The organism is Pseudobacillus sp. FSL P4-0506, from assembly GCF_038003025.1.
In the GTDB taxonomy this organism is placed as follows: domain Bacteria; phylum Bacillota; class Bacilli; order Bacillales; family Domibacillaceae; genus Pseudobacillus.
This window is the reverse complement of record NZ_JBBOOI010000001.1, coordinates 3,162,452-3,174,797: the sequence shown is the minus strand read 5'-3', so window position 1 is coordinate 3,174,797 and position 12,346 is coordinate 3,162,452. Positions and strand designations below refer to the sequence as shown.

Sequence of the window (12,346 nt, the reverse complement as noted above, 5' to 3'; positions counted from 1 at the left end):
AATTTGAAGTGCTCTGTGAAAAACAATAAAAAGATCGTGGTTGCTACGTTGATTCTTTTCGCGGCTATCATTGGACTTGTTTTATTCTTAAATCGCGAAAAAGAGACTGTGACAGAAACTGAAAGCAGTCTAAAAAAACATCCACCCATTGAAAACCAGCCGACAATAGGGGAGGCGGATGCACCTGATTCTAGTGTAGAATTCGGAAACTATAAATGTCCTTGGAAAGGAATCAACACTTACAGCAGGTAGCGTTATGTTAACGAGAAGTAATCAAAAGGGGGAGTACCCCTTTTTGGTTTTGCACAAAAATCAACAACGAAACTTAATAGAGCCTTCATATTAAACTATCTTATATAGTAAGTGAACAATGGTTGGATGAAGAAAGAGGAGGACGGGACTTTCCTAATATTTTTAGTTACTCGATTATGTGTATAAAATCTACGTGTAATATAGATTTCAATAAAGTTTACTGTATCAAGATTGCAAAGAAATATAATTAAGCTAAAGGACCGTTTAACAGGGGGCTTAATGTCAAAATAAAAAAGCTTAGGTCAAGTTTACCTAAGCTCATCTATGCAAAATTAACTCTTTATTTGATTGACTTGTATCATGATTTTAGTGACATAATGTTCCTTATGGTTCATGACAACTGTATCGTAAATATATTCTTCAAAAACATAATCACCTAAGGCTAAATTTAAACGATCCATCTCCAAGAAAAGTCGCTTATATGTTTTATGTATTGTTTTCTCATCTCCTATATGATATCCGCTGAGAAACTCACCCTTTACACTTTTAAAATACAGATGTCCTTCCTTCGGATTTGGCTGCTCGATATATAAATAGCTATAATTAGTGAATTCTCCCTTTAATACTTGCTCTCGTTTCGTTATTACACCTATTGGATAACCCGTATCAAGTTGTAATACGTCCAATTCATTAATAAAATCCGAAAAAACCTCTACAAATTCCTCATTGTTTATATTTTCAATATTTCTACTTAAATAAAGCGTGGCTTCTGGCAATTGTTCAAGTTTGACTTGATGAAAATCCAGGTGCAATGCTTCCTCCATTAAGGTTATTTTTGTGTCAATAATTTTTTCCTTTATTTCGATTTCCTGACGTTTTTTCTCAATCTCTGCCTTTTTTTGATACATGATGGACAAAAAGCTTTCAGGTGATTTATTTTGCGTATATTGTTGAATATCACTTAGCGACATGCCGAGATCCTTTAATAAATCGATAACAGAAAATAGTTCTATCTGGCGAATTGAATAATAACGATAACCTTTTTTGTTCTTATATTCTGGGGAGAAAAGCCCGATTTGATCGTAATAAAGGAGTGTCTGTTTGTTTACCTTGCAAAGCTTCGCGAATTCCCCGGTAGTCAAATATTTTCCGTTTTTTTTATTCATTTTTTACAGCTCCGTTCTTGACTATATAGTTACTATATACACTAAAATGGAAATTGTAAAAGATGAAAACCATACAAATTAGTTTGTAATGACGGTAATTAGTTTGTTAAGGAGAATGTAAAAGATGAGGACTCATAAAGTCACCTTAGGATTATTATTAATGAACTTATTCATAGCTTTTTTGGGAATTGGTCTTGTCATTCCAGTATTACCTACACTGATGAATGAATTGGGCATTACTGGAGCAACGGTTGGCTATTTAACAGCAACGTTTGCCATTGCTCAATTGATTGTTTCCCCATTTGCAGGAAAAGCGGCAGATAAATTCGGCAGAAAAATTATGATTGTAACTGGCTTGTTTATTTTCGGGATTTCAGAGTTTTTATTTGGTATCGGTACGGAGATTAAAATCTTATTTATTTCTCGTATTTTGGGCGGTATTAGTGCGGCGTTCATTATGCCGGCTGTCACAGCTTTCATCGCGGATATTACAACTTTAGATACCCGCGCGAAAGCACTAGGTTATATGTCAGCTGCGATCAGCACAGGATTTATTATTGGTCCAGGTATTGGCGGGTTCTTGGCGGAGTTTGGAACACGTATACCTTTCTTCTTTGCAGGGGCCCTTGGTGTAATTGCGGCTATACTCTCCATTATTTTACTATCTGAGCCGGACCGTAATGAAGAGCATAATGAACAAGCCTCGGATGGCAAAGCTGGCTTCAAGCGTATTATGGCCCCAAAATATTTCCTTGCGTTTATTTTAATTTTTATTGCCTCATTTGGTTTAGCCGCTTTTGAATCGTTCTTTAGTCTATTTGTGGATCATAAATTTCAATTTAAACCATCTGATATAGCGATTGTTATTACAGGTGGGGCGATTTTCGGTGCAGTTTCACAGGTCATTCTATTTGATAAGCTTACACGAATTTGGGGCGAAATTAAATTGATTCGATATAGCTTGATATTGTCGGCCTTGCTTGTCTTTTTAATGACTGTTGCCCATTCATATTTCTCCATTTTGCTTGTTACATTTATTGTTTTTGTAGGGTTTGATCTATTCCGGCCAGCAGTTACGTCATACCTTTCCACTGTCGCCGGGAACGAACAAGGCTTCGTTGGGGGGATGAACTCTATGTTTACAAGTTTAGCGAACATTAGCGGTCCGATTCTAGGGGGGATATTATTTGATATAGACATTAATTACCCTTACTACTTTGCGACGGTGATCCTATCTCTAGGAATCGCTATTACATTTTTCTGGAAGAAGCAAGCCAAGGATTCTTTAAGTGAAGTGAAGCCTAGTGCAGATAATTAATCAAGTTGAAATGAAGGGCATGTTTTGTAAGAAATCTTAAATGATTCCCATAGGGAACAAATCATTCTTTATAGACAGTTAAGACTACCACTTATTGTGGTAGTCTTTTTTATTTTGCTTGTGAATGGGGGCTGTTGATTTCCATTCCAGGCGCTTTGCTTTCCGTGGAGCGAGCGGTGAGCCTCCTCGCCGCGAAAGAGCCTGCGGGGTCTCAACTGTCCCGCTAATCCCGCAGGAGTCTTTGCACCTTTATTTGTCAATGCTGAGGTGGTTTTAGCTCTCCTGCTATTTTGGTGAAGAGCCTTCCAGGGAGTATAGGCAATCACCCTTACAAAATTTTATATTCTTTTTACATCAATCCTCTCAAAAATTAATATTCTATTGCTATTTTTAATAGGAAATCTACTCAAATAAATGAAATTATAGGAGATGTTGAGATTGAGAGGAAAATGGTTACCTGCTTTTGGTGCTCTTGTATTAGGAATCGGGGTCATTACTGGGGGAGGGACGGTCCTTGCAAAAGAGAAACATAAGGATATTTTGAATGTATCCCATCGCGGGGCGTCGGGGTACGCTCCAGAACATACACTAGTATCCTATGACAGAGGAGAAAAAATGCATGGGGACTACATTGAAATTGACTTGCAAATGACTAAGGATGGACAATTAATTGCCATGCATGATGAGAAAGTGGATCGGACGACAGATGGGACAGGCCTTGTTAAGGATTATACATTAGCGGAAATCAAGCAATTAGACGCAGGAAGCTGGTTTAACGAACAATATCCACAATACGCTGATCCAGATTATGTAGGATTAGAAGTACCAACTCTTGAAGAAATTTTCCGGAAATTTGGGAAAAACAACAAATATTATATTGAAACAAAGTCACCGGACATTTACCCGGGCATGGAAAAAGAACTCTTACGTCTCATCGATAAGTATCGCATAGATAAAGAGACACTTCTTGTTCAATCTTTTAGCCCGCAAAGCTTAGAAATTATGCACAAGCTCGATCCATCTGTGAAGCTAATTCAATTACTATCTTATAAAACAAATGCGGTAATAACAGATGAAGAAGTAGCAGCCATTAAGGGTTATGCGATTGGAGTAGGCCCTAACCATACATACTTAAATAAAGAATACGTACAAAAGGTCGTTAATAAGGGACTTGAAATCCATCCATATACAGTAAATGATAAAGAAAGAATGAAGCTGTTAATTAACTGGGGTGTGACAGGAATGTTCACGAACTTCCCAGATTTGCTTCATGAAGTTAAAAAGGGAAAATAAGTTTCTTTTGTTTAAGCGAGGGGAGAGAAGTCATATGTTTAGAAATTTAAAGCATCCTTTTTTAAGCTCTAGAAGAAAATAGATATAATAGTTAGCATTACACTGAATAGGGAGTTTAACAGAATGAAGGGTATGACTGCAGAAAAGCAGTCTGCAGCTAAAAACATTGCAGATGCTTTGAAAATAAGAACGAAAAAAGAGGGGGATTTTGAGGACAAAGGTTATATCACCACATAGGTTTTTCAATAATAACCAAAAGACACTTAAAAAATATACGGGTTGATTAGATTTGTAAAGTGACAATAAAGTTATTTATTTTCAAAATCTCAAATACACAAAACCCCGTTCTGCTTTTAGATCGTGGTTTTGTGTATTTAATTATTGATGTAAAAAACTTTGCCATACTTAAAAATACCACGGTAAAGTTGTTTAAATGAAAGAGCCCGTAAACTCATTCTAAATGATTGTTCACTTTTTTTAACACTGTTGCAGGCACTCCTGCAACAACAGTATTTTCAGGGACATCCTTCGTTACGACTGCACCTGCCGCGACAACAGAGTTGTTTCCAATCGTCACACCGGGCAGTATAGTGGCGTTCGAACCAATCCACACATTCTTGCCAATCACGACCGGGGAAGGGTATGTTGTTTAAACATTTATGATTCCACGATTAAAAGTTGACTGTTTTCCGCCTTACACATGGATTCATCAAAAGTAGGGTAAATCATTTACTTTTATACTATCCATCCCTGCTGCGATATTTTCAGATAGTTTTCTATCTTCTAGTTTTTAACTCTTTTCTCTATGCTCCATCCCATGAGAAGGAGCATAGAGAGAGTTAATGATTTTAAATAGCTCAGTGTTATTAGCGATTTTCTATTGTTTTGACATTGTTCTTGTCTTAGTCGTTCTCTAACGAGACGCTTTATTGAGAAAAATAAGGTATCCCATTTTTATTCACAAAATCGGTGCTTCCTTAACCAAATTCACATTGTGCTCGTGTCAATGACGAATCGATACTTCACATCAGAAGCCAATACTCGTTCGTAGGCTTCGTCAATTTGATCCGCTGAAATAACTTCAATCTTAGGAGCAATAGTATGTTTTGCACAGAAGTCTAACATTTCCTGAGTCTCACGGATGCCTCCGATCATCGAACCTGCAAATGAGCGGCGATGACCGATTAAATTTATCACGTTTAGCGACAGCGGTTCTGCAGGAGCACCGACGTTTACCAGCGTGCCATCAAGAGTGAGTAGTCCTAAATAGGCATCCAGGTTAATCTTTGCGCTGACCGTGTTAATAATTAAGTCAAAATTTCCGGCAAGTTTCTCAAATGTTTCTAGGTCGCTTGTGGCATAGTAATGATCTGCTCCTAACTGCAAACCATCTTCCTTTTTCTTCAATGTTTGCGATAGAACAGTGACCTCAGCTCCCATAGCATGTGCAATTTGGACAGCCATATGACCAAGGCCGCCCATACCTACAACAGCCACTTTCTTCCCGGGCCCCGCACCCCAATGGTTTAATGGAGAATAGGTCGTAATGCCTGCGCAAAGTAATGGTGCTGCAGCGTCCATTTCTATGCTATCAGGAATTCTGAGAACGAAATCTTCCTGTACGACAATGTGGGTAGAATAGCCGCCTTGGGTAGGTTCTCCGTATTTATCAACACCAGCGTAGGTTTGAATATTTCCTTTGAGACAGTATTGTTCTTCTCCTTTGCGGCAGTTTCCGCATTCACCGCAGGAGTCAACCATACATCCGACCCCTACCCGGTCACCGACTTTATATTTTGTAACATTAGGTCCTGTTGCTGTGACAACTCCTGCAATCTCGTGTCCGGGGACGAGTGGATAATTCACTGGACCCCACTCGCCATGAGCGGTGTGAATGTCAGAATGGCATATTCCTGCGTATTTAATTTCAATTAGAACATCGTGCAAATCAAGGTCGCGTCGTTTAATTTCAGCTATTCGAAACGGTTTGTCTGGCCCATCAACAGCTCTTGCTTTAGCGATGATCATTCATAAAGCCTCCTATAATTTATACTTTCCAAGAGAATGTGCTTGTATCAGGCAAATGAATCACTCAGGTCAAGCTCCTCTTCATTCATTTCTATCCCAGCAGTTTTCTCTTGCAAAACAATGTTAATACCTATAGTTAACTCTAGGTCAAGTGATTGATTTATACTTTTTAAAGCGCTTCTTAACCATACACATTTCAAGTCAGCTATCAATTTAATTGAGAGCTAGCCATGTCTTTTTGAAAATATATTCTTCTCTACTAATCAAGCTAGTCTTTATTTTCCTTTGATAGGACTTTGACATTCAGCAAACATTAAGATAACGTCTCCTTATAATATTAGAGTTAACTCGAGGTCTATGATATTAAGAAAGGGAGAGTAATATTGAAGACATATTCTATCAGTGAAGTGGCTAAAGAATTAAATTTGACAGTATATACTTTGCGTTATTACGACAAAGAGGGACTTATGCCTTTTGTAGAACGGACAGCTAGCGGTACACGCTTGTTTAAGGAGTCTGATATCGATGCTTTAAAAATCGTGGAATGTCTAAAATCCACCGGAATGCCTATTAAGGAGATTAAAAACTTCATTGATTGGTGTTCTGAAGGGGATTCCACGTTGCAACAAAGGTATGACATGTTTATGGAAAGAAAGGCTAATGCAGAAGCACAGATGGAAGAATTGAAGAAAACAATGAAACTGATTGAGCATAAATGCTTATATTACAAAACTGCATTGGAAGCCGGTACGGAAGATATTCATAAAAACAATAAAATAGAGATTCCTAATTAATAGAAGACATTTATATTCATGTATATATAGTGCAGGTAGTCTGTTTGCATCATTTGCTACGGTTAACATATAAAGAAGAAGCCGGTTTTCCAAAGTGAATTTCGGCTTTTTTCTTTAACTTTGTAAAGATTTATACTTAAATTGAAAAGAGTGATTGTTTAACAAGAACTAAAAGATTTAGACACCAATAAAACACAGAGATTTTGATTTGTCGCTTTTATTTGATTTGTCGTTTTTCTTGATGAAATATGACGCCTAAAAGGGCTATTCCTCTTATAAGAGATATTTGACTGTTTCTTTTGCATCTGTTACGATAAATTTTAATAAAAGCATACAAATTCGTTGATGAGAAAAAGTAGCGTTTCGTCTTGATCCACAGAGAGCTGACATTTTGGTGCAAGTCAGTGTTCGAGTGTTACGTGAAGATCCTCTCTGAGAAGCTAGACCGAATTTTAAAGTAAGTCTAGCCGGGCGTCTACCGTTACAAGGAACACGTATGATTGTACGTTGCTAAGTGCTATTGATCGGATCAATAGAATTAGGGTGGTATCGCGGTTAACCCCGTCCCTTACTAGGGATGGGGTTTTTGTGTGCTTTAAAAAAATTTTAGGAGCGATATCTATGAACTCTAATGAAGAAAGTAAAGAAACAGTTGTACAGCGGGAGAAACAAATACGGAATTATTGGGCAGAAGCAGATACCTTTCGTCAATCTGTACAATTAAGAGAAGGCAAAACACCTTTTGTTTTTTACGAAGGGCCTCCCACTGCCAACGGTCTACCCCATGTAGGGCATGCCTTTGGTCGAACGATTAAAGATGTAGTGGCAAGATACAAAACAATGCAAGGCTTTCAAGTAGAAAGAAAGGCTGGCTGGGATACTCATGGTCTTCCTGTAGAACTGGGGGTTGAAAAGCAGCTCGGTATTTCAGGAAAACATGAGATTGAACGCTACGGTGTAGAAGCTTTTATTAATCAATGCAAGGAAAATGTATTCACTTACGAGAAGAAATGGCGATCGTTTACGGAAGAATTAGGCTATTGGGTGGATATGGATCACCCCTATATGACACTAAGCAATAAATATATCGAAAGTGTTTGGAACATTTTAAGTAAGGTTCACAAAGATGGGCGATTATATAAAGGGCATCGTGTGTCACCATACTGTCCTAGCTGTCAAACTTCTCTGAGTACGCATGAAGTAGCGCAAGGCTACAAAGATGTAAAGGATTTATCAGCAACGATAAAATTTAAGCGCCTTGATGCAGATGAAGAATATTTCTTAGGATGGACAACAACACCATGGACATTGCCTGCAAATGTTGCCCTTGCCATGAATCCAACGTTAACATATGTGCGTGTTCAAAAGGATAATGTAATTTATATACTGGCCAAATCATTAGTAGGAAAGGTACTTGGTGATGAGGTAAGTATACTTAGTGAACATAGTGGTCATGAGTTTGAGGGAGTACATTATGCTCCACCATTTGATTATGTAACAGTTAAGAGAGGACATCATGTCGTATTAGCAGATTATGTTACTGAGGATAGCGGAACCGGTATTGTTCATATTGCTCCCGCTTACGGTGAAGAAGATTATAAAACCGTCCAGCAGAATGATTTATCCTTTGTCAATATTGTCGACCAAAGAGGATGTTATACAAACGACGTTACAGAACTTTCAGGGAAGTTTGTGAAGGACTGTGATGTAGACATTATCAAAATGCTTTCTGAACGAGGCATCCTTTTTCACAAGGAAAAATATGAGCATAGCTATCCGCATTGCTGGAGATGTGATTCTCCTTTACTGTACTATGCAACGGATAGTTGGTTCATTAAGATGTCGTCTTTAAAGGATCAGATGCTTGCGAACAATTCAGCTGTTAATTGGTACCCAGAGCACATTAAAAACGGACGTTTTGGAAACTTTCTTGAAAATCTTATGGATTGGAACATAAGCAGAAATCGATACTGGGGCACCCCTTTAAATGTTTGGATATGTTCAAATTGTCATTATGAAGAAGCGCCTGGCAGTATAGAAGAACTTCAAAAAATAGCCAGGGCTCCGCTAGCAGACACGCTGGAATTGCATAAGCCCTATATTGATAAAGTACAGTGTATATGTCCGAAGTGTGAGAGCGTAATGCAGCGAACGCCTGAAGTCATTGATGTTTGGTTTGATAGTGGTTCTATGCCATTCGCACAGCATCACTATCCGTTTGAAAACAAAGAAAAGTTTGAGTCGCAATTTCCTGCAGATGTCGTTATTGAGGGGATTGACCAGACGAGAGGTTTCTTCTACAGCCTGCTTGCTGTTTCGACCTTATTTACGGGAAAAGCTCCATATAAAAACGTCTTGTCACTTGGACACGTACTTGATGAAAACGGACAAAAAATGTCTAAGAGCAAAGGGAATGCTTTAGATCCTGTTGAGCTTATAAAGCAATACGGTGCGGACGCACTTCGCTGGGCATTTCTGGTTGATAGTTCACCATGGAATCCAAAGCGTTTTTCAAAGAAAAATGTGCAAGATGCAAAATCAAAATTGATTGACACATTAGATAATACTTACAAATTTTATGCCATGTATGCGAAGATAGATGGGTTCGTATATGATGGAAAGCAAACAGGTGAGAGAACAACCCTGGATAAGTGGATACTTTCACGCCTTCATAATACGGTTAAACTCGTTAATCGTTATATGGATCACTATCAATTCACTCAAGCCACACGAGAAATTGCCATGTTAGTTGATGAATTAAGCAATTGGTATGTACGACGGTCAAGAACTCGTTTCTGGGTGTCAGGGCTTTCAGAAAATAAAAAAGCAGCCTATTCAACGCTATTTGAAGCACTTACTACGATCAGTCGCTTGTTAGCTCCGTTTGTTCCATATGTTGCAGAAGATATCTATTTGAAATTAGATCAAGAAAGTGTTCATTTACAAGACTATCCAAAAGCTAATGAGTCGATGATTAATCCTAATTTAGAGGAAGATATGCAAACGATCTTGAAGATAGTAGAATTGGGCCGGAGTGTTCGTAACGCCCAAAGCATTAAGGTTAAGCAGCCCTTGCAGAAAATAATCGTATGGAATAGTGAAGGGGAACACCTTTTGCAAGATTACACAGACATTATTAAAGACGAACTGAATGTTAAAAATGTTATTTATACGAAAGATTTATCACAATATGAATCCACTACATTAAAACTGAATTTTAAAACAGCAGGTGCAACGTTTGGTAAACTGGTAAATGCAGTGAAACAATATGTCGATCAACTAACTGATACTGAGAAGAATACATTACTTGATTACGGTCAAATAAAAATCAATATAGAGGGGCAAACGGTAATATTACAGAAGGAGCATATCAACGTTGAGTATGCAGTTTCCTCTGGTTTTGAGACGGCGGGCGATCAGCAGCTAAAGGTAATAGTGGACACAAAACTTACCCCTCAATTAGTAGAAGAGGGGCAAGTTAGAGAATTAATTCGAGCGATACAAGACACTCGCAAAAAAATAGGTTTACCTGTTGAGATGTATATAGCGGTCAATATTTCAGCAACAGCTAAGGCGAAAGAAATAATTCAGCGCTTTGAGAGCCTAATTAAAGAAAACGTGCTTGTTCACGATATTAGCTTTGAAATGCTAAGCGATTCCGAACAGTATATGGAAGTAAAACTTGGTGATGAGACAGTAAAGGTCTCATTGAGGTATTAGGTTATCATACAAAAAAAGAAAAGCCCTGCGGTCAGCTAATTTTCAAACTGGCCGCAGGACTTTTTTAATACAATCTCCTAAAAAGCAGTGAAACATTCGGGTTTAAAAACCTTCTTTTTACAACATTTTGATTATGATAGGTTAAAGGGTTGATCTTACGATTGTAGATGGAGTAAATCGTTTAAAACTGCCAGGCATTGAAGTATTAAGAGGATGTTTGATGATATCAACATTGGGATTATAATGATCAGTATGCCGGGCATACAGCGAAAGTTATCTTGCTATCATAGCTGTTCGAATCTTTTAATTTCCGCGCTAGAAATTTTCAATACTGAGTATATAATTTTAGTTTTCTAGGCATGATTATACATGATAAAAAAAGCAGGGTGAATTTATAAATATAACAAAATCATTTGGAAAGGAAAGGGGTTTTTTGATGGTAAACTAAAAAAATAGGAAAAAATAAAAAAGGCTTTATAAACTGATACTACTATCATGTATAATGAATTGGGCAATCTTTTAAGAAATCGAGGTATAAAATGGTTATTCTTGGACTTATTACTCTTGCTTTATTTGTTGTTTTCCTGGGATTTTATTTAACAGATCCTAGACGAATGATAAACGGTTTTCTATTTAACCTGTTTTTTTGTTCATTACTTACTTTTTGTGGTTATGTAGGGTTCAGCTCAGGTAATCGGATTTTTATGATAATTGCTATTATTCCACTTGTATTTCTACTCTTTATCTCAACATTTGGATTATTCGCTTTAAGTATAGGGTTATTTTTAAATGGACGAATCCTGATGAAAAAAGAAAGCAGGCGATTCTCCAACAGTTTAACCCTCATTTCAGGGATCTTTCTTTTATTATTGTTCTTATTTAGAACCATGAATCCTGAGCGTTTTTTATCTGCTGAATTTCGACCTCTATACGCTGGGGCTTCTTTAATAATCGTTTATTTCTTTCTACACTTAACCAATTTTTTAACTGCTTATTTTTTGTATCAATTTAATAAGCCGAAATATGACCAAGACTTTATCATCGTGCTTGGCAGCGGGTTAATTAACGATAAAGTGCCGCCGCTTTTGGCCAGTCGAATTAATAAGGCAATTGATTTTTATTGGAAACAAGCGGATGCTGCTTTCCCGCCTATTATCCTTTTCTCAGGCGGACAAGGACCGGATGAAAACCTTTCTGAAGCGGAAGCCATGCAAAAGTATGCTATAGAGAAAGGAATTCCTTTTGAGCATACATTAACAGAAACACGTTCAGTTAATACATTCCAGAATATGCTTTACTCAAAACAAATAATGGATTCAGTAAAAGGAGACAAATATAACAGCATCTTTACTACAAACAATTTCCATTTATTCAGGGCTAGCCTGTATGCAAAAAAGGCAGGTTTAAAGAGCCAAGGAATTGGTTCAAAAACTGCACTCTACTACTGGCCAAATGCCATGATTCGCGAGTATATTGCCATTGTCGTGATGCAACGTAAACGCCATACCATTGTAGTAGGAACAATTTTAGGATTTTCAGTCCTGCTAACCATTATTTATTTATTAGTTTTATAACCAATACAAAAAGCCATTCACCTTTTGTGAATGGCTTTTCTAATATGAATTAGTTAAGTTTAAAGACGCATCATCGATCAAGTTTAAATGTCAATCGTTGCTCCATAGCCAACCTCGCGATGAATAGTGATTCTTCCATCATGAACTTTAATGATGTTATTGGCCATGCCCAATCTTAGTTCGGATCCTCTATGTGCTGAT

8 protein-coding genes, 1 pseudogene and 1 other annotated feature are annotated in these 12,346 nt (G+C 37.5%); of the genes and pseudogenes, 6 read left to right on the top strand and 3 right to left on the bottom strand.

Annotated elements, in window-relative coordinates:
* Positions 1-15 precede the first annotated feature (15 nt).
* Positions 16-252, top strand: coding sequence for a hypothetical protein (locus MKZ02_RS15815; RefSeq protein WP_340854434.1), 237 nt, complete (start codon positions 16-18; stop codon positions 250-252).
* A 332-nt stretch (positions 253-584) separates the two neighbouring features.
* Here the strand turns inward: MKZ02_RS15815 and MKZ02_RS15810 are convergent, their stop codons facing one another.
* Positions 585-1,418 (bottom strand): MerR family transcriptional regulator, encoded by an 834-nt coding sequence (locus MKZ02_RS15810; RefSeq protein WP_340854432.1) that lies wholly within the window; start codon positions 1,416-1,418, stop codon positions 585-587.
* Positions 1,419-1,542: 124 nt separating this feature from the next.
* Between MKZ02_RS15810 and norA the strand changes: the two genes are divergently transcribed.
* Both norA and MKZ02_RS15800 read left to right on the top strand, forming a co-directional pair.
* On the top strand, positions 1,543-2,736 hold the full coding sequence (gene norA, locus MKZ02_RS15805) for a multidrug efflux MFS transporter NorA (protein ID WP_340854430.1): 1,194 nt from the start codon (positions 1,543-1,545) through the stop codon (positions 2,734-2,736).
* Positions 2,737-3,165: 429 nt separating this feature from the next.
* Positions 3,166-4,029 (top strand): glycerophosphodiester phosphodiesterase, encoded by an 864-nt coding sequence (locus tag MKZ02_RS15800; protein ID WP_120037600.1) that lies wholly within the window; start codon positions 3,166-3,168, stop codon positions 4,027-4,029.
* 451 nt (positions 4,030-4,480) lie between these two features.
* On the opposite strand, the pseudogene MKZ02_RS15795 reads toward MKZ02_RS15800, so the two are convergent.
* Together MKZ02_RS15795 and MKZ02_RS15790 are read right to left on the bottom strand one after the other, a co-directional pair.
* Positions 4,481-4,678: pseudogene (locus MKZ02_RS15795) on the bottom strand (DapH/DapD/GlmU-related protein); the annotation flags it as partial.
* A 338-nt stretch (positions 4,679-5,016) separates the two neighbouring features.
* On the bottom strand, positions 5,017-6,057 hold the full coding sequence (locus tag MKZ02_RS15790) for an NAD(P)-dependent alcohol dehydrogenase (RefSeq protein WP_340854429.1): 1,041 nt from the start codon (positions 6,055-6,057) through the stop codon (positions 5,017-5,019).
* A 383-nt stretch (positions 6,058-6,440) separates the two neighbouring features.
* On the opposite strand from MKZ02_RS15790, the gene MKZ02_RS15785 reads away from it, so the two are divergent.
* The 3 genes from MKZ02_RS15785 (at position 6,441) to MKZ02_RS15775 (ending at position 12,145) form a co-directional block, all read left to right on the top strand.
* Complete coding sequence (locus tag MKZ02_RS15785; RefSeq protein WP_340854427.1) at positions 6,441-6,851, top strand: MerR family transcriptional regulator; 411 nt, start codon at positions 6,441-6,443, stop codon at positions 6,849-6,851.
* Between the two features lie 333 nt (positions 6,852-7,184).
* Positions 7,185-7,423 (top strand) — a binding site (T-box leader).
* 49 nt (positions 7,424-7,472) lie between these two features.
* Positions 7,473-10,571, top strand: coding sequence for an isoleucine--tRNA ligase (gene ileS, locus MKZ02_RS15780; RefSeq protein ID WP_340854425.1), 3,099 nt, complete (start codon positions 7,473-7,475; stop codon positions 10,569-10,571).
* A 539-nt stretch (positions 10,572-11,110) separates the two neighbouring features.
* On the top strand, positions 11,111-12,145 hold the full coding sequence (locus MKZ02_RS15775; RefSeq protein WP_340854424.1) for a YdcF family protein: 1,035 nt from the start codon (positions 11,111-11,113) through the stop codon (positions 12,143-12,145).
* Positions 12,146-12,346 lie beyond the last annotated feature (201 nt).